This window comes from Mucilaginibacter ginsenosidivorax, assembly GCF_007971525.1.
In the GTDB taxonomy this organism is placed as follows: Bacteria; Bacteroidota; Bacteroidia; order Sphingobacteriales; family Sphingobacteriaceae; genus Mucilaginibacter; species Mucilaginibacter ginsenosidivorax.
In genome coordinates, this window is sequence record NZ_CP042437.1 from 2,433,861 (window position 1) to 2,457,579 (window position 23,719).

Here is a 23,719-nt window from a genome sequence, read left to right on the forward strand (position 1 = left end):
AGCCCAAGTTACTGGTTTTTCGGGCTGCTTTTTTGTAAATTTGTATGGTAACAACATTTCCCGGCTTTTATTTGCCCATCCGTAGCTGATTAAAAACAATAAAAGACACTTTAACATAGAATATATAAGTCAAAAACCTTATAATCAATTAATTAATAGATTGTAGAAGTATCTCAAAAGTGTTTAAAAGTATATCAAAAATACTAAATGGTGTTTAACAAGTTCAGCAAAAGTATGGGAAAAGTAGTTGTAAAGTGCAGGTTTTAATGCAAAAACAGGCACCTAAAATCCCTTCTTCCGGGTGATGCCGGGCTTGCGGTTTTTGCGGGTTTCATCAACTTCGCCAACGCCTTCGGCGCCGTAGCGGCGGGCCATTTTGGCAATACGTTCTTCCATAGTTTCGGTAGTCAGTTTTTCACGGCCAAGGCTGTCAACCATTATCGGGAAGGCAAATGGCGTGGGCCGCTCAATGGTTTTCAGGATGATGGTTTGGGTGGCTATCCGCTGCAAAGCCGCCCGCAGCCTGAATTCTTCCAGTTGGAAGGCCAAAGCCTCGTTATAAGCCTGGCGCACCAGCAGGTTATCCGGCTCGTACTCGGTAAACACCTCGAACAATAGGGAGGTAGAGGCCTGCAAATGCTTATTCTTTACCTGCTGGCCGGGATAGCCGGTAAATACCAGCCCGCCAATATGGGCTATATCCCTGAACCGCCTGCGGGCCATCTCGTTGGCGTTCAGGCTATGCTGGATATCATCAATGAGGTTATCTATCGAAAAAAAGCCGGCGTCTTCCAGCACGTCCTCAATGGGTACGTCCTCGTCGGTAAGCAGTTCGAAGCCATAATCGTTCATGGCGATGCTAAAGCTGGCATTCCTGATCTTACTGATCCTGAAGGCCAGCAATGATGCCATACCTTCGTGTACCAGCCGCCCTTCAAAAGGATAAAACAACAGGTGGTGCCCTTCGCGGGATTTGAAGGATTCGATCAAAAACTCGTGGCTTTGCGGCAAGTGCGATAATTCCTGCTGCAATTTAAACAAAGGTTTCAGCGCAAGCACCTCCACATCCTTTTCGATGCCGTGCGCCACCTCGTCCAGCTTATCCCTGAACACGGCAGCCAGTTGTGACGACAAGGGCATGCGCCCACCATTCCAGCTGGGTATTAAACCCTTGGTGGAGTTTGATTTTTTAACAAAGGCCGTCATTTCCTTTACCCGGATAAACTCCAGGCTACGGCCCGCAAACCAGAAGGTGTTACCCGGCTTAAGTTTAGATACAAAGGATTCTTCGATGGTTCCCAGGCTGCCACCGCTCAGCCATTTCACCCGGATGCTCAGCTCGCTGGTGATGGTGCCAATGCTTAGCCGGTGCCGCATGGCCACCCGGCGGCTGTTTACTTTGTACAGGCCGTTCTCTATTTCTACTTTTAAAAACTCATCGTATTGCGCCAGTGTTTTGCCGCCGGTGGTTATAAACTCCAATAACTGGCCAAATTCGTTGCGGGTAAGGTCGGCAAAGGCGTAGGTACCCTTTACCTCGTTAAACAGCTCATCGGCCCTAAAACCGTCGGATACGGCCAGCGTAACCATGTATTGGATAAGCACATCCATGGTAAGCAGCATAGGGTCGCGGCTTTCAAATATGCCTCGTTTAATGGCGGCTTTAAGCGCGGCCCCTTCCAGCAATTCCAGCGAGTGTGTGGGCACAAAATATGCCCGTGATACCGCACCAGGGTGGTGGCCGCTTCGCCCGGCGCGCTGCATAAAACGGGCCACGCCCTTGGGGCTGCCCACCTGTATCACGCAATCAACCGGCCTAAAATCGACGCCAAGATCGAGGCTGGATGTACATACCACCAGTTTCAGGGCCTCGGCATGCAGAGCCTGCTCCACCCAGTTGCGCAGTTCGTTATCCAACGAGCCGTGGTGCATGGCCATAATGCCTGCGTATTCCGGGTAATTATCTAAAATAGCATGGTACCAGATCTCGGATTGCGACCGTGTGTTGGTGAATATCAACGTGGTTTTACTTTTGGCCACAATTTCCATCACTTGCGGCAGCAGCTTTAAACCAATATGGCCTGCCCATGAGTAATTCTCCACATTACCAGGGATGATGGACTGGATATCCAGTTTCTTCTCCAGGTTGGCCCGCACCATCCTGATCTGATCTGCCGGGAAGTTATTGCCCAGCAAAACCTCGGCCGCCTGCTCCAGGTTACCTATGGTTGCACTGATACCCCAGATTTTGAGTCTTAAGTTCTGAGTCATAAGTCCTGAGTCTTTTTCGGGGACCTGATTAAAAACTTCAGACTTCGGACTTAAGGCTTTCAACTTAGATAATCCCAGCTCCACCTGCACGCCGCGTTTGGTGCCCAGTAGTTCGTGCCACTCGTCAATAACTACCACCTGCAGGTTATTGAACAATTTGGGGTACTCTTTTTGGGCCAGCATCAGGTGCAGGCTTTCGGGGGTAGTAAGCAACACCTCGGGCAATTTACGTTTCAGCGCTGCTTTTTCCGCCGCAGATGTGTCGCCTGTGCGGGTGGCTATATGCCAGGGCAGGCCCATTTCGTCGCAGGCTTCCTGCATCGCTTTGCGGATATCGTTGGTAAGCGCACGCAAAGGGGTTATCCATAGCATCAGCAAGCCATTGTTTTTTTGTGTGGTGTAAGTATCCGGGTGTTTGTTAATAAAATCTACCAGGAAAGGCAAAAACAAAGCAAAGGTTTTGCCGCTCCCCGTAGGTGCGTTAAGCAAACCGGAGTAGCCGCCCAGGTAGGCCGCTTCCATTTCCTGCTGAAAGGCGAATTGCTGCCAGTTTTTTTGCTTGTACCAATGCTGTATAACCTGCCGGCCTTTTGTAATCATCGTTTGCTTAACAATTGAATTTGCGTTTAGTTAGCCATTGCAACAAATACGCGCCAACAAATTAGTGATAAATCCTGTTAGCTATAGTATGATAAGAAATAGCCTGATCATATTGCTGGCAACAGGCCTGTTATCCTGTAACCAGCCAGCCCATAAACAACCAAATGCCGATACCGCCAAAACCGAAGCGGCTGATACTACCCTAACCGATAAATCTATCGTTGATGATTCTGCAGCCGATAAGCTGATATCGTCAGATACATCAACAATGGGTACCGTTGCCACCGACCGCCTCATTTTGCCGGGGAAAGGAATAGGCCATATCCTGATTGACCAGGACCTGGAGCTGGCCTTAAAGCAATTAGGCAAGCCCGATAGCTCGGATGCTGCCATGGGCAGCTCATTAATGGTATGGTTTGCCAAACACAATACCAAAGACTACCGCACCAGCATTTATTCGCACCGTAACATGGGTGGCAAAGATGAATCTATCAGCCGTGTCCAAAAAATACTGGTAACATCGCCGTGGTTTAAAACTGCCGGTCATTTGGGTGTTGGTGCTACTTTAGATGCTGTTAAAAAAGATTATTCGCTAAAACCTGTTAACAGGTATAAAGCCAACGGTCACGATGTACAGGTTTATACTGATGCCGATAAGGGCATATCTTTCGAGATAGACGACGTTACTAAAAAATGTGTAGCCGTTGTGGTTCACAAAGCACATGAGGCGGCTTCTGCTTATATCAACATGCATTAAGCGAAATACCATATTGATCAGTCAACAAAAAGCGCCCTGCCGGGTAAACCAACAGGGCGCTTTTACTATCAGCAAGAAATAATTATTTCTTCTCGGGCAGTAAAATTAATTTGATAAAGTTTTTGCCGCTTAAGTATTTGTTGGCTGCATCTTTAGTGCTTTGTACGGTTACCTGTTCAAGGTTGCCTACGTGTTGCAAAATCTGGTCTGGGTTTTCGCCGTTTTGTGACGACGATGCCAGGTATCCGGCCCAAAAAACATTTTCTTTCATTTGCTCGCGGGTGCTGCGGGCTTCTTCGGCTACAAATTTCTGGATATCGGTTGCCTGGGCACCGTTTTGTTTAAGCTTGGCTATCTCATCCAGGGTAGAAGCTATCATTTTGTCCACATTCTCCGGTGCGCATCCAAAATAAACGGTGATGCTATACCTACCACTTGGCGTTTTGTGGTAACCGGCCCTTACGCCAGGAGCGTAAACACCGCTCTCCTGCTCGCGCAGGCGTTCAATCAATTTAATATTCAATACTTCCTCCAACGCATCCATTTGGATGTTATTGGCATCATTATACTCATAATCTCCGCTGAATACCAGCTGAACGCTGCTTTTTTCGGCTTCACCCTTGTTAACTATTTTAGTGATCTGGCCGGCCGGAGGTTGAATGTTCAAATTCTTGTAGGTTTCTTTACTATTGGTTGATGGCAAACCTCCTAAATAATGCTCCAGGTATGGTTTTACCGTTTCTACATCAAAATTACCCACCAGGGTGAAGGTAAAATTGCTTGCATCGGCAAACCTGGCTTTATAAAAACTGTAGGCCTTATCCAACGATGCTTTGCTCAGCCTTTCGGGCGTGGTAACCATCCCCCTGAAATTGTGGTTGCTTAATGTTGCTGATACCGTGTCCTGGAACACGCTCGGCGGATCGAGGCCCCTGTTGGCCAATACCGATTTTGTTTGGGCAATTGTTGATTCCCAGATATCGTTATCCTTACGCGGCTGGGTAAAGTACAGGTAAATTAACTGCAACGCCGTTTCAAAATCTGCAGGCGATGAGTTACCCGAAATGCCCTGGGCAAACTCGCTGATGTAAGGGGTGATGCTCACATTTTTGCCGGCCATTTTTTTATCGAGCATACCCTGGTTAAACTGGGCAATACCGCTGCTGCTAATGATAGACGAAGCCAGGTTAGCCGATGTAAAATCATCATCGCTTGCTAACGACGATCCACCAAAAGCATAGCCGTTAATCAGGATCTGGTCGTTTTTATAATCGGTTGGTTTTAATATCACTTTAAGTCCATTACCAAGCGTCAAGGTAGTAGTACCGATTAAAGAATCGACAACTGTATTCACAACTTTAGTACCCTCGGGCAATTTACTCAACAAAGGCTCTGATGATACATTGTCAACATAGGCGGTAACTCCTTGTCCTGCCGCACTTATCCATTGCAGTAAAGTAGCGTCGGTTGGTAAGGTGGCTTTGTCTTTTTCGGGGGCTTCAACAATCACGGCCCTGTTCTGGTCGCCAATAAATTTACCGGCCAAAGCATTCATCTGGTCTACCGTGATCTTGTTAATGTTGTTTACATAATAATTGTATTCATACTCAATACCGGGGATTGCTTCGCCTTCCAAAAAGTGTTGCTGATACTCACGTACAAAATTTGCCGATCGTGTTTTATCGCGCTCTTTATAGGCATTGCCCATTTGCACCAACGCATCCTGTTTGGCGCGCTCCAGTTCGGTAAGGGTAAAGCCAAATTTGCGGGCCCGTTCTGTTTCGGCAACAACGGCTTTAATGGCGCCTTCTAACTCGGCAGGTGTTTTGGCAACAGCAATTGAAGTAAAAGCATCCTGTTCGCCCAAAAAGCCGCCGTAGCTTGACCGGCCAAACAAAAACGGCGGATTTGGTTTTTGCAGCAATTCGCCTAAACGGGCATTCAGCATCTGGTTAAACAACCGGATCCTGACACTCTGCATATAGTCAACCGTGTTTTTAACCGTTGTACCAGGATGTTTTACAATAATTTCGGCCAGCGTATAAGGGAATTCCTTATCCGTAGCTATCTTAACAGCGGTACCCGGTGTAGCAGGCACGGTATACTTTGTACGTGGTTTTTCGGCAGTTGGATTTTGCAAGCCCGAGAAGTTTTGTTTTATCAGCTCTTCAACATGCTTAGGGTCAAAATCGCCTACCGCAATTACCGCCTGTAAATCGGGGCGATACCAGTCATGGTAAAAGCTTTTTATTGTCTCGGGTTTAAAGTTTTTAAGGATATCTTCCTTACCTATAGGCAAACGCAATGCGTAGCGGGAGTTATTAAGCAACACGGGCAATACCTGCTGTTGCAAACGCTCCTGGGCATTTTTGCCGCGCAGCCGCTGCTCTTCTAAAACAACGCCGCGTTCTTTATCAATTTCAGAAGGGTCGAAGCTGACGTAGCCGGCCCAGTTGGCCAATATTTTAAAGCCATTATTAAAAATAGCTGCCGTATCGGTAGGGATGGGTAGCTGGTAAACGGTTTCGTTAAATGAGGTGTAAGCATTTAAATCGGCGCCAAATTTCACACCTGATTTTTGCAGGTAATCAACCATCTGGTTTTTAGGAAAATCGCGGGTGCCGTTAAAGGCCATGTGCTCGGTAAAATGGGCAAGGCCTTGCTGATCGTCGGTTTCTAAAACAGACCCTACCTTGTTTACCAGGTAAAGTTCTGCCTTATTTTTAGGTTCAACATTCTGCCTGATGTAATAAGTAAGGCCGTTGGGCAGTTTGCCAATAATCACCTTACTATCTATAGGCAATACATCTGCTTTTGCAAGCAATTGCGATGCTACCGGTTTGCTTTTAGGCGATGGCGCCGGCTTTTTTTTAACTTGTGCAAAAGCACTTCCTGAAGCTATAAGTAAAGCTAAAGCGGCTACAGAAAGCTGTTTATTTAAATTCATATTATTATAGGGAATATTTTATGCTAAGATGCTAAACGAAACTATTAGTTACAAATTGTGGTCCTTAATTATTGCCTGGCCGCGGGTGCTTCTTTTTTCGCAAATGCGTCTTGCATCATTTGCTCCAGCTCGGGCCTGTGATCGGCTATGGTTTTTTGTCCTAAGGCCATGCCCTTTTGCATTAAAATTGGAGTTTTTGCGCTTAACTTTTTGCCAAGCGGCGAATTATAAAATGCCGTTAATTGATTGAGTTCATCTTCGGTATACTCTGCAGCGTATATTTTTGCAAACTCCGTTTTTAATACATCCCACGAATAATATTTGACCATAAAGCGCTTCATTACCTTTACAAATTCGCCTCGTTGCGCTTCAGGAACCTGGGCGCTTGATGTATTTATCATGTTATCAACAATGCCTCCAAATTGGCTGTTTATACCGGTCGCTATCAAGAATTTTTCGGCCGCTTTTAATTGCGATGCACTGAAAGATGGAGTGGTGGTTTGTGCCTTTGCGTTGGTGATGCAGAAGAGCAAAATGCCCATTAAGGCGATAAGGGTTGGTTTAAATTTCATTTACTATATTTTGATAATTATTTTTCGAAGATACAATATCCACATCACCAGCCATAATATAATAACTGTAAATATGGCACTTACCAAGGAGGCATTCAGGGGCGAGAAATGGGGCGCAAAAACGGTTTGATAAATAGATAAGCCGCCAATTTTTATCATGTTCAAATAATGCGGAATAAAACCCGAAAGCACATAAGCCGTAATGGCGTTGGCCCCAAAAACTACGAAAGGATAAGTAAACCGCTTACGCCCCTGCACATCAATAAGCCAGTAGCTTAGTGCCAGTGCAATGGTGGCCAACCCGCCGGTATAAAGCACAAACGAGCTTGTCCACAAGGCTTTATTAATGGGAAAAAACAAATCCCATACCAGCCCGGCAACAACGGCGATAACGCCGTAGGTAAACATCCAGCTTACTTTAACATTATCGTCTACATCTTTCCGTTTTAGCCAGGTGCCAACCCTGATACCGAACAACCCCGTTGCCACGGCAGGTAAGGTGCCTAATAAACCTTCGGGGTCCCAGGTGCGCGATTCGCTCCAGAGGTGATTGGTGGTAAAAACCAACCTGTCTATCCAGGCCCCCATATTAGTCTCCGGCTCCAGGTTGGCATAGCCTACACCCGGAACAGGGATAAATGTCATGATGATAAAATAACCGATTAACGCGCCGGCAAAAATCCAATCGCATGTTTTTTGTGATGTTTTTAGATAGATTATGGTACAAATGAAATAGACCAAAGCAATACGTGGCAATACACCTGGAAACCTCAAATGCGAAAACCCACGGTCCCAGTGAAATATCAATTGCGTTATCCAGGGGATGGCAATTAAGATAGCAGTGCGCTGCAGTGCTTTCAGAATTAATTTGGAATGAGAGACAGTTGATTTCCTGCTTTCCATAGCGTAGGTAACCGATACACCAACCATAAACAAAAAGAATGGAAACACCAGGTCTGTAGGCGTACAGCCATTCCATTTGGAATGTTCAAGCGGTGCATAGATATGCCCCCAATCGCCCGGATCGTTCACCAGTATCATAGCGGCGATTGTAGCCCCACGCATTACATCGAGGGAGAGAAGACGTGGGTTTTGAGTTTTGAGTGATGAGTTTTGAGTAGAAATCTCTTTTGTCATATACTAATTTCCTTTTCTTATTTTATCGATTAATGAAAGCATCATTTTCCGAATCTCGGTGTTACGATCGTTAAGTTCGTTCATGTTTTCGTCGCTTAGATACTTCAAAGAATTGGCAATGAGGAGGCAGTTTTCAACTTCATTGGCAGAACCTAAAGACATTTGCAAAAAATGAACTAAATCATTTTGCGTGAACCTACCACAACCTTCGGCGATATTATTTGATATTGATATTACAGCGCGTCGTGTTTGACTAATTAAAGCATATTTTTCTTCTGATGGATACATTGCTGTATGCTGGTAAATAGCAGACACAAAATCGAACGATTTTTGCCAAACCAACAGTTTCTTAAAATCCTGCATTAATCAGATTATCGTTAATTAAAATGGCGCTTTTTTAAACTCATCACTTAAAACTCACCTCTCAAAACTTATAACGCTTAAAACCTTCCATGGCTTCATACTCCGCTAAACCCAGGCGATCATATTTCTGCGCGGTGTCTCGTGTCCTGTCTTCGGCACGTACCCAAAACTCCCTCGCGTCATCACCAGGAAATACCGGCCTGTCTTTTTGAGATTGATGTTTGAAAATAGCATTGCGCTTACGAATTACCTCTTGTGGTGAAAGCGGCACAGCCATTTCAATTTCGTAAGTTTCAAACTCGTGCCATGCACCGCGGTACATCCATAACCAGCAATCTTTTACCCATTCTTCGGTTGCTTTCAGGCGATCAAGAGCAGCAAGGATAATGTTAAAGCAAACCAGGTGGGTTCCGTTCGGGTCGGCAAAATCACCGGCTGCGAAGATCTGGTGTGGTTTTATTTTTTGCAACAGGTCGATGGTCAGCTGGATATCTTCCTCGCCAACGGTGTTCTTTTTGGTTTTACCTGTTTCGTAAAAAGGCAAAGCCATAAAGTGGATATGATCGTCGGGCAAACCTGCATAACGGGCGCCTGAAATGGCCTCTGTTTTACGAATGAAACCTTTTACATTCCTTATCTCGCGGGTATCAATCTGGTTGGGTTGTTTTTGCGGGAAGAAGGCGCGCATTTCTTCATACAATTTTGTCAGGTGGTTACTGTCCTCACCGATGCTGTTGGTAAAATCGATAGCGAATTCCATGTAGCGCAGTACATCATCGTCCCAAACCGCGGTATTGCCCGATGTTTGGTAGGCTACATGCACATCATGCCCCTGATCAACCAGGCGGATGAATGTACCACCCATCGAAATCACATCATCATCCGGGTGTGGAGAAAAGATAACCGAACGTTTTTTCGCCGGTAAAGCTCTTTCAGGTCGTTGTGAATCATCCGCATTGGGTTTGCCACCCGGCCAGCCGGTAATGGTATGCTGTATCTGGTTAAAGATATCAATATTGATGTTGTAAACGGGGCCTTGCTCTACCGCTAATTGAGCCATACCGTGGTTGTTATAATCTTCCTCGGTAAGTTTTAATACCGGTTTGCCAATGGTATCAGCCAGCCAGATCACGGCTTTCTTTTTCAGGGTATTATCATCCCATGAACAATCTTTTACCAGCCATGGGGTATCAAAACGGGTTAGTTCAGAAGCTGCCGCTTCGTCAAGTACAAATTCAACATGATCTGATAATTGCAAATAGGTGGCAGGTACTTCGCCGGATATTTCACCTTCCACGGCTTTTTTAACAATCGGCGCCTTTTTGGCGCTCCAGGCCATCAGGATAATTTCGCGGGCTTTAAAAATGGTGCCAATACCCATGGTGATGGCTTTAGTAGGCACATTGGCCTTACCGCCAAAATCGCGGGCGGCATCGCTGCGGGTCAAATCATCTAAAGTAACCAAACGGGTACCCGAGTTTGGTGCCGAACCCGGTTCGTTAAAGCCGATGTGACCGGTACGGCCGATACCTAATATCTGTAAATCCAGGCCGCCTAATTCTTCAATCTGTTTTTCATAATCCAGGCAAAAGGCTACCACATCTTCTTTATCCAAAGTACCATCGGGTATGTGCACATTGGCTTTATCAATATCAACATGGCTGAAAAGGTTTTCATACATGAAAGTAACATAACTTTGGGCGGCATCGGGCTTCATGGGATAGTACTCGTCCAGGTTAAAGGTGATCACATCTTTAAACGACAAGCCTTCTTCTTTGTGTAAGCGTACCAGTTCGGCATAAACACGGATGGGGGTAACACCTGTTGCCAGACCAAGCACGGCCTGTTCGCCTTTTGCCTGCTTATCGCGGATAAGTTTGGCTATCCTGCCTGCTACGGCAAGGGATGCCTCCTGTTGGTTGCCATAAACGCTTACCGGCAGCTTCTCGTACCGGGTCTCTTCCAATAAATTTAATCGGGCCATGGGGTTGGGTTGAATTTGGTTGAAAACAAATATATCAGATATTTATTGACCACACCCATTATTTTAACTTTTGTAAACGACCAAACAAATAGTAATTTAACCGCATGTTACCGTTAAACCAAAATCTGCAAAAGCTTTTTGATATCGCCCAAAAACCTGTTAAAACCGTTATCGGCTTAATGTCGGGCACGTCATTAGATGGGTTAGATATTGCTTTATGCAGTTTTAGCGGCCATGGCCTGCAAACTCAATACAAACTACTGCAGTTTATCACCATCCCATATCCCGAAGGGTTTAAAAGCGAAGTACAGCAGGTATTTGCCAAAAAAACGGTCGACCTGGAAAAACTCACTTTACTAAATGCCTACATTGGCAGCTACCATGGCGAATTGGTACTACAAGCCCTTTCAAAGTGGGATATTGCCCCCGATACAGTCGATTTTATAGCCAGCCATGGTCAAACAATTTACCATGCACCAAAGAGGTTACACAAACAGGCAAACTATCCCAATGCCACACTGCAAATTGGCGACGGCGATCACCTGGCGGTAAAGACCGGGATATTGACCATAAGCGATTTCAGGCAAAAACACATTGCTGCCGGCGGCGAAGGCGCACCTTTGGCCTTATATGGCGATGTGCTATTGGGCCACAAACCCGGCGAAGAACGGATTTTGCTGAACATCGGCGGCATTGCAAATCTTACCTATTTGCCCGCAAATAATGATACAACCAACGTTTTATGTACAGATGTTGGGCCGGGTAATACCCTGGTAGATGCTGCCTGCCGCCGGTATTTTAACAAGGCTTTTGATGAAGATTCGGCCATTGCCAACAGCGGTAAAGTAAATCACGACTTACTGACCGCCCTGCTCAGCCACCCGTTTTTTTTAGAGGCTGCGCCGAAAACTACAGGGCCCGAATTGTTTAACCTTGCATTTGTTGAAAATGCGCAACAACAATCACAAACAAAGGAATTGCCGCCCGAAGATTTGGTAAGTACATTAAGCGCATTCACCGCTACATCCATTATCAATTTTATCAAAGCCAATATACAAGTCGATAACCTGAAAATATTTGTAAGCGGCGGCGGAGCCAGGAACCCCTTTGTGATAACCCAACTGAAGTTGGCCTTTGAAAATATTAAGGATACAAGCAGCCTTGGTATTAATCCCGATGCCAAGGAAGCCATATTATTTGCCTTACTTGGGAATGAGGCTTTGTGCGGCGAACCTATTGTTTTGGGCGATAATCCGAAGGTGTTGATGGGGAAGTTTAGTTTTGCAGTTTGATGATCTGTTTGGTGGCTGCTCAAAAAGCCTTCGGATAGTTTAAATAAAGTTTAAGTAAAAATTGCTAATATTATCCTGCAGCACTATCTTTCAATATGCAGCACCAAGAATTTGCGCCTCGCGAAGAGCTACAAGATTCCATAAAATGTTTTTGGTACAACAGCAGAGATTTCGGGGACCAGGTAACTGATTTTGAAGTACAACCCGATGGCTATGCCGAAATTATTTTTCATTTCGGGAGCGGTTGCAGCATTGCCCAGAATGAGGGCATGCTACCATTGCCATCGCCGTTTATGATGGGGTTGCTCAACCAACCTGTTGTTTTTTATGCCAAAAACCGTTTAGAAATTATTGGCATCAGGTGCTTTCCCTGGACGGTGTTCGATTTGCTCGGGCTGCCGGCGGGTAAAGGCGGTGTGACCATATTTGAGCATCCTATAGCCCAACTTCAACCTACTTTAATAAACTGCATTGAGGCCGGCAGGATAGATGAAGCACTGGCCGCGGTAAAACAGTATTTCCTGACTGCCCGGTCGGCCGTTGCTACCAGCAGTATGCTATTTAAAGCAGGAGTTGCCATGAGCAAAGCAAAGGGTACCATGCCGGTAAGCCAGGTAGCGGCGGCCGCACATGCTACCGTTCGTACGCTGGAGCGCAACTTCAAGCAATCGTCTGGCCACACAATTAAAGATGTATCCGGTTTAATGCGTTTTGAGCAGGTGCGCAACCAGTTATGGCTTTATCCCGACATCAACCTTGCCGGCTTAGCCCATCAGCTGGGCTATACAGATCAATCTCACTTAAGCCGCGAGTTTAAACGGTATAGCGGTACCACTCCGGCAGCATTCGCCCGAAAAGCAAAGCAAGGAAAGCCGCCTGTAGGCAATAATTTTGTCGCGTTTGTACAAGCCTGAAGCAGCAGTATTGCTGAATTTTGTGTATCAAATCATTCCATATGAAAGTTACACTTAAAAGCGATAAATCAACACAAAATAATTCCGCCTACGATGTGATCATTTCAGGCGCCGGGCCCGTGGGCCTGTTCCTGGCCTGCGAACTGGCACTGGCTAAATGTTCGGTACTGATACTGGAAAAAGCGGAAGATCCGCAATCGCCGTTAAAACAACTACCCTTCGGGATCAGGGGGCTCTCTGCTCCTACTATCGAGGCGCTGTACCGGCGCGGGTTGCTCCATGAACTCGAGGTACACAAGCGCCTTAAAAATCCGCATCAAAATGCCGGGCAAGGGTTACGGCGCCAGGTTGGGCACTTCGCCGGCATTCCTTTTCATGAAGGCGATATTGACACGGGGCAATTCGCGAACCGCCTGCCCGGCTCAACTGATACCAGCTTGATTTCAGAAATGGCGGAGCTTGAAACTGTGCTGGCCCGCCGCGCCGAGGCTCTTGGCGTAGAAATCAAGCGCGGACTTGCCGTTACCGACCTTCACCAAACAGCAGACGGGGTAACTGTACAGTCTGGTGGGCAATCTTTTCAGAGCAAATGGCTGGTAGGTTGCGACGGAAGCCGCAGCGTTGCGCGCAAGTTGGGCGGTTTTGAATTTGCAGGCACTGAACCTGAGTTTACCGGCTACACTACCCGGATTGACATTGCCGATCCTGAGAAACTAAACCCGGGCCGAAATGTGACACCAAGAGGTATGTACCTGCAATCGCAGCCCGGCTACGTAATGATGCAGGATTTTGACGCCGGGGCATTTCATGGATCAGAAAAGCCAATAACCCGTGAACACGTGCAGGAGGTATTACGTCGCATTTCGGACACCGATGTTACCATCAATACCCTGCATATTGCAACCACATGGACCGACCGCGCACGCCAAGCCACTACCTACCGCAACGGAAGGATACTTTTAGCCGGCGATGCTGCTCACATTCATTCGCCATTAGGTGGCCAGGGGCTTAACCTTGGGCTGGGCGATGCCATGAACCTCGGCTGGAAACTTGCTGCAACCATCTGCCAGGGAGCGCCGGAAGGCCTGTTGGATAGCTATTACATTGAACGGTACCCAATTGGCGCACAGGTTTTGGATTGGTCGCGCGCGCAGGTTGCCATCATGAAACCAAGCCCGGGAGCCCGCGCACTGCAAGCAATTATACACGACCTGATGAATACACGTGATGGTGCCACCTATTTTGCAGGGCGCGTTTGGGGTGTTTCCACCCACTATGATCTTGGTGGTCATCACCCCCTGGCTGGCTACAGTGTTCCCAACTTTGAACTTGGGGATGGCACAAAAATTGGCGAGCTTATGCACGATGGCCTGGGGATACTGCTGGATTTTGATGCCAACCCCTCGCTTAAATCCTTAGCCGGCGAATATAGCAAGCCGATCAAATATATCTCAGGCAGCACAAAAGAGCGATTAGGTGTAAGCGCCGCGCTGATACGCCCGGATGGCATTATCGCCTGGGCTTGTGCAGGCAACCCAGATTACAGCGAACTTCGGCCGATTGCTGAGCGTTGGTTTGGCGGCAATTAAAAGGTTGTTAACCGGCCAAACATATCCCCGCTCATCAGTTAAATTCAATAATAGTTTATTCAACACCGGATTAAATACAAAAGCATAATAAACACAAACAGGTAAACAAGGTTTGTAAGACACTTGTTTACCTGTTTTGAAGGCTACGGCTTAGTAAAAAATCAATAGCCCGGGTTTTGAGTCAGTTTGTTGTTTATCTGCAGTTCGCGGAACGGAATCGGGAAAATTAGTTTATTTTGTGTTACATTAAAGGCTGCCGGTAATATCCATCCATACAATGCCTTTAAACGTACCCCTTTTGCGTTAGATACCTCAATGGCTTTTCCAATACGGATCAAATCTGTCCAGCGGTGATTTTCAAACGCCAATTCATGGCGGGTTTCATCGGCCACATTGGCCGCAGTTGCCTGCGCAACTGCCGGCAAGCCAGCTCTTTGTCTTACCTGGTTCAAATACGGTAATGCCTGGGCATTTTTATTTTCATTCACCAAACATTCTGCCAATAATAAAAGTGCTCCTGAGTACCTAAATACCGGCCAGTCATCGGGGGTATTAAAATCTGTTATATAGGGAGGATGAAAGTATTTTTTTATCATATAAAAATAGGTTAACCCCGGTGTGGGCGTAAAGCCAACAGGGCTTTTAAGGCCGGTGGCCGTAAAATCTTCCACCCCGCTAATTTTCCCTTCAACAACAGCAACGGATGCAGGCAGCCTTAAATCACCGGGCTCGTACGAATCCACCATTTCCTTTGTTGGCACATTCCAACCACTGGAGATATCCATCGAACCTCCATGGTAGCCCGCAAGAAACTCTGAATTAGTTGTTTTAGGCATAAAAATCCAGGCAAAATTACTTTGTTGGCCACTAATCAGATCCGACTTATACTGCACTTCAAATATCGATTCGGAATTGTTTTTGTTAACCGGATCAAATACATCAGCATATTTGGGCAGCAGGGTATAATTCATCTGGGTAATGTCGCGTAATTCAGTCTCAGCACTTGCAAAATCTTTAGTTGGCTGCGACATGTACGCATAGGCCAATAACATTTTGGCGGCGCCTTTAGATGCCCTGCCCGACTGCGGAAATTTAGCGGCTACGGGAAGTACAGGAATGGCCGCTTTAAGGTCTGCTATGACTTGTTTATACACTTCGTCGGCCGTATTTCTTGGCTGAAATGCCTCTTCTACCGAAGTTAACTCCTTCAACTGTAAAGGTACCCCGCCATAATGCTGTACCAAATCGAAATAATAAAAGGCCCGCAGAAATAAAGCTTCGCCAGAAATCTGGTCTTTTTCGGGTTGTGATAAGGTAGACGATGCCAGCCTGGTTAAAATAGTGTTTACCCTGGCAATCCCTGTATAATTATCTGCATACCGGTTTCCCTGTGAATTGGGCGTTGCGCTGGAATTGGCATCATCCAAAAACAGCGCCAGCACTTCTAAGCTTTCTAATCCCCTGTTGGCAGAATACCTTGTAAAAAAAGCGTTATCAGAACGCATTTCGTCCATATAAATTCCTTCGTGCACTATTGCACGCAATGATGTATAAGCCCCCGTTAATGCCTGATCAAACTGGGTTTTATTTTTAAAAAACGAGGCAGAACTCAAATATGTTGGAGGCAACTGGTTTAAAAAATCTTTTTTACAAGATGATAAAACCATTGTCATGACAATGATATATAATAACTTATTTTTCATGTTGTTTATTTTTAAAAGTTAAGGTTTGCTCCTACTGAATAAGTTTTTGCAATGGGGAATGCCGTAAAATCGCGCCCCTGGTGAAGGCCATCTAAACCATAGAGGCTTATCTCGGGGTTCATTCCTGGATATTTTGTAAACGTGAAAGCATTTTGCGCACTAAAATATATTCTTGCACTTCTTATAACAGAGTTGTGTTTTATGGGAAAAGTGTACCCTACTGTTATATTTTTTGCCATCAGGTATGTACCGCTAAAAACCTGCCTTGTAGTAAAGTTGCGGAAATCGACCGTGGTACCGGATTTTGTTCTTGGGTAGATACCATCTCCCGGATTGGCTTCTGATCTCCACCTGTTAGCCACACCTTTTCTTACATTGAAAACTCCATCCAGGTTCTCGGTAGATTGAAAAGCATCGTCTGCAATGTCATTACCAACCGTACCTGCTACCACTATACTGGCATCAAAATTCCTGTAGCCAAAACTATTGGTCATCCCGTAAGAAAACTTAGGGTTGGGGTTACCTATCCAGGTCCTGTCATGGTAGTCAATAATGCCATCCGGCTTTCCGTCGGGACCGCTTACATCTGCAAATCTTGCCGACCCTACCGTAGCCGCCGCATCATGTGGTTGTGTATCAAACTCATGTTGGGTCATGTACACACCGGTATTTATATACCCGTAAAACAATCCAATAGGATGGCCTACCGCGGTGCGGTTATCATCCCAATATTCCTGGTAACCGCCAATAGGTGCGTTGCTGGTGCCAAGCTGTTTAACAATATTGCGATCGAAAGAGATATTAAAGGTTGTATTCCATTTAATTTTTCCTACAGCATTCTTTGTTTCTATACTAATTTCATGACCCCAAAAATCAAACCGGCCAATGTTTGAAGTAACGCTGTTAAAACCCGATTGTGAAGGAATATCAATTTGATATAATAACCCGTCGGTTTTCTTCCAGTAATAGTCATACGTTAATAAAACCCTGTTGCCAAAAAGACCAAGATCTAAACCGATATCATACCCGGCTGTTGTTTCCCAGGTTAGGTTATTGTTGCCAATACCATTGAGTGAACTTCCGGAAGTAACCTGATTATTGAAAACATAATTACGTTGATCAACGCCAGACAGGTAGGTATAGTTCCCTATATTATTATTACCCACTTTTCCATAGCTGCCTCTTAGTTTCAGGAGGTCGATATTTTTGAATGATTTCATGAAATCTTCGTCAGAAACAACCCAGCCTACAGAAACAGAAGGAAAGTTGCCATACTTGGTGTTCGTTCCGAACCTTGATGAGCCATCTCTTCTGAATGCGAGGGAAAGCAAGTATTTATTTTCGTAATTATAGTTTAACCTGCCTATGTACGAGAGAATGGTAAAATCGTAGGCATCCACACCCGGGTTAGCAGTTTTTGTTGCAGCTACATTCAGCCATTGAATATTATCATCCGGAAAGTCTGTTGCCGATATGCCACTGTTTTCATAACTGGTTTTTTGGGCAGTGTACCCAACAAAAGCCTCAATATTGTGCTTGTTGTTAATTGATTTTGTATAGGTTAAGGTGTTTTCGGCAAGCCATGATAAAAAATTATTGGTGTTATAATAAGCCGATGCTGAGGTAGCCGGCTGAACCCCGCCACGTATTGTTGATGGGCTAAAACCACGATTAATACCATTTTCCCCATTAACATTGATGCTGATTTTATATTTCAAATCGTCGGTAAGTTTAACCGTAGCGTACGCATTCCCGATAAGGGATAGCCTTTTATACAGGTTTACCGTTTGATTTAAAACATTGTAATAGTTGGGAGTTTGAAACATGCCCGGAGGCGCAAAACCAATGGGATAAGTTCCATCTGCATTTTTATAATTAAGCGTTGGATCTGTAAGGTAGGCAACCTGGATAATATTACGCCCCTGACCCAAATTAGGAGTGATATTTTGGTTGCGGTAGGTAACACCAAGATTAAGCCCCAAAGTTAACCTGCTGGATGCTGTATATATGTTATTTGACCTTGCGGTAACTCTTTCGGCCCATTGATTAAGCATTACTCCGTCTTGCCTGTTGTAGTTAAGGTTTACCAGAGATTTCAAATTTGCAGTGCCGGTAGAAAGCGACAAATTATAATTCTGTGTCCGGGCGTTCCTCAACAAAACATCAAACCAATTGGTGCCATCAGTAGGCTTGTATTGCGAAGGGTTTTGATATTGAGCAGGTACGCCACCGGTATAGCCTTCGTACTTTGCAGCATCTTCGTAATACTCCTTCTTAAATTCAGCAAATTCGGGGGCATTCATTAAATCCGGCCGGCCTCTTTTAGATACCGTTTGTACGCCATTATAAGTACTGAACTCAATATTTTGCTTTCCGTTCTTAGCTTGTTTGGTTGTAACAAGTATAACGCCATTAGCCGCCCGCGAACCATATAATGAGGAAGCAGAAGCATCTTTTAAAACGGTAATACTTTCCACTTCATCAGGGCTCAAGGCTTGAAGCCCGCTTTCTGTCGGAAACCCGTCAATAACAATCAGCGGGTTGTTACCAGCCCCAATGGATGCAGCACCACGGATACGGAACGACATTTCCACACCGGGCTGGCCATCGTTCTGATTTATTTGTACGCCTGCAAATTTGCCCTGTAATTTTTGACCGATGTTGGCTACCGGTAAATCCTTAACCTCTGAAGTATTAAGCTGGCTAATGGCGCCTGTAACTTCGCGCTTACTCTGCGTTCCGTAGCTTACCACAATTACTTCTTTTAAACTACTTGAAGATGCTGCCAGGCTAACATTAATAACTGAGCGCCCGCTTACAGGTACCTCCCTAGTTTCAAAACCTATGTATGAAAACACAAGTATTGCCCCGGTTGTATCTACTAATCTAACCAGATAATCGCCCGACGTATTGGTGGTTGCACCTACTGTTGTGCCTTTAACCCTCACGCTCACTCCGGGCAGGCTTTCTCCCTTATCATCACTTACTTTTCCTTTAACCGTTATTGTTGCAGCCTCGTTTTCCGTACCATCCAGTAAAAGAGGTTCCGGCTTTCGCCTTTCTACAATAATTACCTTATTCTTCTTTTCGATGTAAGACAGGTCGGTGTTACCAAAAATATTTTTCAGAATTAAAGCCACCGATTGGCTGGACTCACTTATACTTAGATGCTGATATTGTTTTATCAGGCTTTCATTGTAAGTAAAACGGATATCGGTTTTACCCTCGATATCCTTTAAAATAGACTTCAGGCTTTTGTTATCGGCCGCAATGTCTATCCTGGTTTTTTCTAATATCTGTCCGGATGAATTGTTCGCCCAAAGTAATTGGGTTCCCGAAATAACAACCATGACCATATAGAATGTAAATTTCATGACGCGTAAAATTAACGGCAAGAGGTAGTTGGTATATTTTTCCATACCTTTGAAATGTGATTAAGTGAATATTAAATGTTTACTAATTCGCATTGAAAATCAGTGAGTGATTGGCGTTACTGAGCTGATTTTTTCAATTAATTCAATCGGTGTGAATTCAAGTTCGCACCGGTTTTTTTTTGCGCTGGTTTGTAATTTTATCCCATAGTGCTTCTCGTTTTAAGTTTTAATAATCGGTTTATTTGTTATTTACTGGTTTGGTACTTAATAAAATGTCTTGTTTGTTTATTTTGTAAGTCAGTTTATTAGCCTCACAAATTGAAAAAAGCAGGTCCTCCAGCGTGTCTTTGCTGTCAAACTCCGAACTAAAACGAATATTTTTCAGACCCTCGGCAGAGAAATGCACCTTCACTTTAAAGTACGATTCAAGCATACCTGCAACGTTGCCCAATGTTTCATCGTCAAATTTGTATTTACCCTGAATCCAGCCGGTAAAATCCGTTGCATTGATAAGCCTCTTCGCTATGTCGCCGTTTACTTTACCAATAGTGACCTGTTCATTAGGCAACAGAACAACTTGCTTTACTTTTTCATATTTTAGGTTGGCAAGCCCGCGTACAGATACCTTACCTCGCAATACCGTTATTTGAACATTTTTCAAAAATTTGTAGGCACGTACATTAAAAGCAGTTCCTAACACGTTTATCTGCGTACCCGCTACATCAACAATAAAAGGTTTATGCTTATCGTGGTAAATGTCAAAATAAGCCTCGCCTTCCATCAATTCAACCTCACGGATTTTGCCGTTAAATGTTTCAGGATATTTTATGCGGCTACCGCCACTCAAAATAACTGTCGAATTGTCGCTGAGCGTAAGCGTTATTTTTTGGCCGGCCGGGGCATAGGTTTCGGTATAAACCTCGGGACTTAGTTTGTTTTTTACTTCATCCAGGTGCTTTATTGTAAACCAGCCCAGGCCTAAAAACAACAACATAGAAGCAGCTACCAGCACCGACTTGAAATTGATCATGTGCCTGGCGGGTTTGTCTATCCGGGCATCAATAGCGTTTTTCAGGTCGCTGCTTATCAATTCTTTTTCGTCTGCATGCCATTCAAAATCACCCGACTCTGCAAGCATCTCGTACCATGCCTCCAGCCTGAATTTTTCTTCGGGCGTAATGGTACCGTCGTTGTAATGTTTCAATAGCTTTTTTGCTTCTTTGCTGGTCATCTCTGTGGTTCTAAGGTTAAGTCTTAAATATGCCTAGTTGGTAGTAGATAAAATGTAAAATAAATCACAAGCAACTGAAGTTCAATTAAATAAAATCGATCACATGCTTTTACTGAAAGCAGTTCGGGCTAATTGGAAATAACTGTGGGTGAGTTGGTAAACCTGCTATTTTTCGGCCAGCTTTAATCTAAAGTGCTTTAAAACATTGTTGATTTGCTTTTTTACCGTTTTATCAGAAATCATTAGTTTTTCTGAAATCAGTTTATGCGAGAGATGTTCTTTCCTGCTTAAAATAAAAACATCTCTCATTTTTTGAGGCAGTTTAGCAATTTCGCTATCAACAAATAAGCTTAACTCGTTGGCCTCAACTTGCTTTGCAATTGAATCACATTCCAGGTCAAAAAACAACTTAAGTGATTCTAAATATTTGTTTTTAGAGATATTGTCTTTTATATAAGTTAACCCTTTGTACCTGGCGGCGGTAAATAAATAAGCCCTTAAAGAATTGATATCATTCAAATGCATCCTGCGAAACCAGAGCGAAACAAATACTTCCTGCACAATATCTTTGGCTTCGTCATTGTCTTTTACAACTTTTGCAACATATATAAAAAGAGGTTCCCAGTATCGCTTATAAATAAGGTCAAACGCCCCCCTATTATCTTCCTGCAATAATTTCAGTAACTGATCATCCGAACAAAGAATACAATCTTTATTAAGCATAAAATAGGTATCTGGTTCAATAAAAAGTTTATCCTTTAAACCGGCAGTTCAAATAACATAAGGCTATGTGATTGAAATAACAATTTAAACTGGATCAATAATTGGTTAATTGCTATGGCATTTGTTGAGTAATTAAAGATTTGGACTTGTAATTTCTTTGCTCAACAATGCAAAACGTTAATCAAAAAAGCCGAAGGAAGCTATTTTAAAAATAGTGTTGCAATCACAAAATTAATACCTGCACGCATACAACCGTCCTATACTGTCTTGCACACCTCATTACACAGCAAAGCCTCAACAATCTTTTACATCACACGGGCAACCTAAAAAGAGTAAATTATAACATACTGACTAACAGATATATACAGCACAGCACTATTGATTTAGTGGATAAGAGATTGGCTGTTATAATATACCCATCAGCACACTTTAACCGCCTGTATATTGAGCAGTTTTGCTAATTTTTCAATTTTTGAAGCAATATGCCCTTTACCCACGGCACAATGGTGTGCAGGGCCATACGAGTTCCAGGCCTCTACAAATCCCCTGGCTCCAATAGGAAATTTATAGCGGCTGTTGGTGTTGCCAATTTCCAATATGGGGCCGGCAACAGATTCGGCCTCGGCAATAAGTAACTGCACCTTCCCGTCAACAGTTTCAATAACGGATAATAAGGTAACAGGGCCATGTTTTACCGACATCTCCACCGATAGTCCGCTGCCAACCTTGCCATGATAAACCTGCAAGGGCTTCACCTTTATCCTGCCTTCAGCAATCGCCGGGTGGCAAGGGCCATCGTGCCCCATTAATACCACATCTGCCTTAAAATCCATGGCATAATATTCCGTAAATGATCCGCCTGCTCCAAAGCAGTCCATAATCTTCATGGCCTGTGCATTTTTTATTTCATATTCGCCGGCCACCGGAATATTGCTTGCCGTAAGCAATGATGTTCCCAGGATAACCGAGCTCATGGTATCTTTATTTTGCGCGTTGCCTGTACCTTTGTGGTAATAGGCCACCAATCCCAGCCTGTGCTTTTCAACCAGCTTGTCGAGCGCTACCGCGGTTACTGCGGCCCGCTTTATTTCATCGGCAGGGCAATCGGCCTGTACATCAAACCTGTTGTAAAACTCTTCTATTTTTTTATTTATCTCCGGTTGGGTAACCCCTGGCCTTAAACCAGACAACTCATCAACCTCGATAACTTCAATGTGGCCGCCAAATGTTGCGCATTGCAGGGTAAGGTTTGCGTAAATATCCAGCATACCGCTATAATAATTACCCATTATCCCCATCCTGTTGTAGTACATCATGTGGGCAACTTTGGCAGCTGCTATCCATTCTTCTACCTCATCCCACACACCGGGATCGTTGTTCAACATGCCGGTAACCTGGTAAAAAGGGATATTTGACCGCCGGAATACGTTGGCAATTTCGGGTACCGGGCAAGCCGAACAAAAGGCAAGCCACTCGCCTGTCATGGCGGTGCGGTTGTTCATTTGGTTAAACGTTGAATAATCGATGGCCGCCTCGGGGGCCAGGTTCAGTACAATAACCGGCACCTTAACTTTGCTTACAACAGGAAGTACTGTAGATGATAGGGCATAAGTGGTAACATATAAAAATATCAAATCTACTTCCTCGCGCCGAAAACGGCTGCCCGATTCGAATGCTTTTTCAGGGGTATCTACCAGCCCAAGGTTTACAATTTGGGCACCGTAGCCGTTTAGTTTGCCGGCCACTAAATCAACGTAACCTGCAAGGCGTTTTTCAAGCCCTTCAAATTGTTCCCAATATGCCTGCAAGCCTATACCGAACAAGCCAACTTTAAGTGCAGGTTTGTAATTTTTATCAGTCATCATTTTTATTTTTTACTGTATGGATTTTTTAGTTTATGCTGATTGGTGGTGAATAACAAGTTATAGCTAACTCAACACGTTATGCTATGACATGGCCTGAAATTTTATTAATTACCAAATTGGCATGGTTTGACATGGTTGGTACTAACTGGCAATCAAATTTATTTGATTTAACATGGCGGAAAATATATAATTTGATAATTGATATATAGTTTTTGGCTTTCCCATCCCGGCAACCAAACGGGCGCTTATGTACATTTTGATATTTAATATACCATTTATGTCATTTACAGATTATGTAATAAAAATCTTGATAATTTTATCACATCATATAAACCGGCGGTATGCCTCAATCCCATTTTATAGTCTTTTACTATTTACTTTTATTTGCTTAATTATC

General features: G+C 44.4%; 15 protein-coding genes. 4 read left to right on the top strand and 11 right to left on the bottom strand.

Annotated elements, in window-relative coordinates; genetic code table 11:
* Positions 1-282: 282 nt before the first annotated feature.
* Positions 283-2,871 carry a ligase-associated DNA damage response DEXH box helicase gene (locus tag FSB76_RS10200; RefSeq protein ID WP_147053474.1) on the bottom strand — a complete coding sequence of 863 codons (2,589 nt, stop codon included), beginning with the start codon at positions 2,869-2,871 and terminating at the stop codon, positions 283-285.
* 88 nt (positions 2,872-2,959) lie between these two features.
* Between FSB76_RS10200 and FSB76_RS10205 the strand changes: the two genes are divergently transcribed.
* Complete coding sequence (locus FSB76_RS10205; RefSeq protein WP_147053475.1) at positions 2,960-3,628, top strand: hypothetical protein; 669 nt, start codon at positions 2,960-2,962, stop codon at positions 3,626-3,628.
* A gap of 82 nt (positions 3,629-3,710) precedes the next feature.
* Here FSB76_RS10205 and FSB76_RS10210 read toward each other — a convergent pair whose 3' ends face one another.
* The 5 genes from FSB76_RS10210 to nagB form a co-directional block, all read right to left on the bottom strand.
* A complete protein-coding gene (locus FSB76_RS10210; RefSeq protein WP_147053476.1) occupies positions 3,711-6,575 on the bottom strand; it encodes a M16 family metallopeptidase in 2,865 nt (954 codons plus the stop codon).
* Positions 6,576-6,643: 68 nt separating this feature from the next.
* Complete coding sequence (locus FSB76_RS10215; protein WP_147053477.1) at positions 6,644-7,147, bottom strand: DUF2059 domain-containing protein; 504 nt, start codon at positions 7,145-7,147, stop codon at positions 6,644-6,646.
* A gap of 3 nt (positions 7,148-7,150) precedes the next feature.
* Positions 7,151-8,284, bottom strand: coding sequence for an acyltransferase family protein (locus FSB76_RS10220; RefSeq protein ID WP_147053478.1), 1,134 nt, complete (start codon positions 8,282-8,284; stop codon positions 7,151-7,153).
* A 3-nt stretch (positions 8,285-8,287) separates the two neighbouring features.
* Positions 8,288-8,647: a four helix bundle protein gene (locus FSB76_RS10225; RefSeq protein ID WP_147053479.1), complete on the bottom strand. Its 360-nt coding sequence runs from the start codon at positions 8,645-8,647 to the stop codon at positions 8,288-8,290.
* 61 nt (positions 8,648-8,708) lie between these two features.
* The gene (nagB, locus tag FSB76_RS10230; protein ID WP_147053480.1) at positions 8,709-10,631 is read right to left on the bottom strand and encodes a glucosamine-6-phosphate deaminase; all 1,923 of its coding nucleotides are present in this window, start codon (positions 10,629-10,631) and stop codon (positions 8,709-8,711) included.
* A 104-nt stretch (positions 10,632-10,735) separates the two neighbouring features.
* Between nagB and FSB76_RS10235 the strand changes: the two genes are divergently transcribed.
* The 3 genes from FSB76_RS10235 (at position 10,736) to FSB76_RS10245 (ending at position 14,426) form a co-directional block, all read left to right on the top strand.
* Positions 10,736-11,923 (top strand): anhydro-N-acetylmuramic acid kinase, encoded by a 1,188-nt coding sequence (locus FSB76_RS10235; protein ID WP_147053481.1) that lies wholly within the window; start codon positions 10,736-10,738, stop codon positions 11,921-11,923.
* 95 nt (positions 11,924-12,018) lie between these two features.
* Positions 12,019-12,837 carry a helix-turn-helix domain-containing protein gene (locus tag FSB76_RS10240; RefSeq protein WP_147053482.1) on the top strand — a complete coding sequence of 273 codons (819 nt, stop codon included), beginning with the start codon at positions 12,019-12,021 and terminating at the stop codon, positions 12,835-12,837.
* A gap of 41 nt (positions 12,838-12,878) precedes the next feature.
* On the top strand, positions 12,879-14,426 hold the full coding sequence (locus FSB76_RS10245) for an FAD-dependent monooxygenase (RefSeq protein WP_147053483.1): 1,548 nt from the start codon (positions 12,879-12,881) through the stop codon (positions 14,424-14,426).
* A 161-nt stretch (positions 14,427-14,587) separates the two neighbouring features.
* Here FSB76_RS10245 and FSB76_RS10250 read toward each other — a convergent pair whose 3' ends face one another.
* From FSB76_RS10250 to FSB76_RS10270, 5 genes are all read right to left on the bottom strand, one after another.
* On the bottom strand, positions 14,588-16,129 hold the full coding sequence (locus tag FSB76_RS10250) for a RagB/SusD family nutrient uptake outer membrane protein (protein WP_147053484.1): 1,542 nt from the start codon (positions 16,127-16,129) through the stop codon (positions 14,588-14,590).
* 11 nt (positions 16,130-16,140) lie between these two features.
* The gene (locus FSB76_RS10255) at positions 16,141-19,503 is read right to left on the bottom strand and encodes a SusC/RagA family TonB-linked outer membrane protein (protein ID WP_225976474.1); all 3,363 of its coding nucleotides are present in this window, start codon (positions 19,501-19,503) and stop codon (positions 16,141-16,143) included.
* Positions 19,504-19,741: 238 nt separating this feature from the next.
* On the bottom strand, positions 19,742-20,734 hold the full coding sequence (locus tag FSB76_RS10260; protein ID WP_147053485.1) for a FecR family protein: 993 nt from the start codon (positions 20,732-20,734) through the stop codon (positions 19,742-19,744).
* 165 nt (positions 20,735-20,899) lie between these two features.
* Positions 20,900-21,457: an RNA polymerase sigma factor gene (locus tag FSB76_RS10265; protein WP_147053486.1), complete on the bottom strand. Its 558-nt coding sequence runs from the start codon at positions 21,455-21,457 to the stop codon at positions 20,900-20,902.
* A 419-nt stretch (positions 21,458-21,876) separates the two neighbouring features.
* Positions 21,877-23,322 carry an arabinose isomerase gene (locus FSB76_RS10270; protein ID WP_225976475.1) on the bottom strand — a complete coding sequence of 482 codons (1,446 nt, stop codon included), beginning with the start codon at positions 23,320-23,322 and terminating at the stop codon, positions 21,877-21,879.
* Positions 23,323-23,719: the final 397 nt, after the last annotated feature.

Excerpts from the sequence above, each read along its gene's own strand:
- FSB76_RS10260 (WP_147053485.1), bottom strand. The coding sequence starts at position 20,734 with ATGACCAGCAAAGAAGCAAAAAAGCTATTGAAACATTACAACGACGGT.
- FSB76_RS10235 (WP_147053481.1), top strand. The coding sequence starts at position 10,736 with ATGTTACCGTTAAACCAAAATCTGCAAAAGCTTTTTGATATCGCCCAA.
- FSB76_RS10200 (WP_147053474.1), bottom strand. The coding sequence starts at position 2,871 with ATGATTACAAAAGGCCGGCAGGTTATACAGCATTGGTACAAGCAAAAA.
- FSB76_RS10215 (WP_147053477.1), bottom strand. The coding sequence starts at position 7,147 with ATGAAATTTAAACCAACCCTTATCGCCTTAATGGGCATTTTGCTCTTC.
- FSB76_RS10265 (WP_147053486.1), bottom strand. The coding sequence starts at position 21,457 with ATGCTTAATAAAGATTGTATTCTTTGTTCGGATGATCAGTTACTGAAA.
- FSB76_RS10250 (WP_147053484.1), bottom strand. The coding sequence starts at position 16,129 with ATGAAAAATAAGTTATTATATATCATTGTCATGACAATGGTTTTATCA.
- FSB76_RS10225 (WP_147053479.1), bottom strand. The coding sequence starts at position 8,647 with ATGCAGGATTTTAAGAAACTGTTGGTTTGGCAAAAATCGTTCGATTTT.
- nagB (WP_147053480.1), bottom strand. The coding sequence starts at position 10,631 with ATGGCCCGATTAAATTTATTGGAAGAGACCCGGTACGAGAAGCTGCCG.
- FSB76_RS10210 (WP_147053476.1), bottom strand. The coding sequence starts at position 6,575 with ATGAATTTAAATAAACAGCTTTCTGTAGCCGCTTTAGCTTTACTTATA.
- FSB76_RS10270 (WP_225976475.1), bottom strand. The coding sequence starts at position 23,322 with ATGATGACTGATAAAAATTACAAACCTGCACTTAAAGTTGGCTTGTTC.
- FSB76_RS10220 (WP_147053478.1), bottom strand. The coding sequence starts at position 8,284 with ATGACAAAAGAGATTTCTACTCAAAACTCATCACTCAAAACTCAAAAC.
- FSB76_RS10245 (WP_147053483.1), top strand. The coding sequence starts at position 12,879 with ATGAAAGTTACACTTAAAAGCGATAAATCAACACAAAATAATTCCGCC.
- FSB76_RS10255 (WP_225976474.1), bottom strand. The coding sequence starts at position 19,503 with ATGAAATTTACATTCTATATGGTCATGGTTGTTATTTCGGGAACCCAA.
- FSB76_RS10205 (WP_147053475.1), top strand. The coding sequence starts at position 2,960 with ATGATAAGAAATAGCCTGATCATATTGCTGGCAACAGGCCTGTTATCC.
- FSB76_RS10240 (WP_147053482.1), top strand. The coding sequence starts at position 12,019 with ATGCAGCACCAAGAATTTGCGCCTCGCGAAGAGCTACAAGATTCCATA.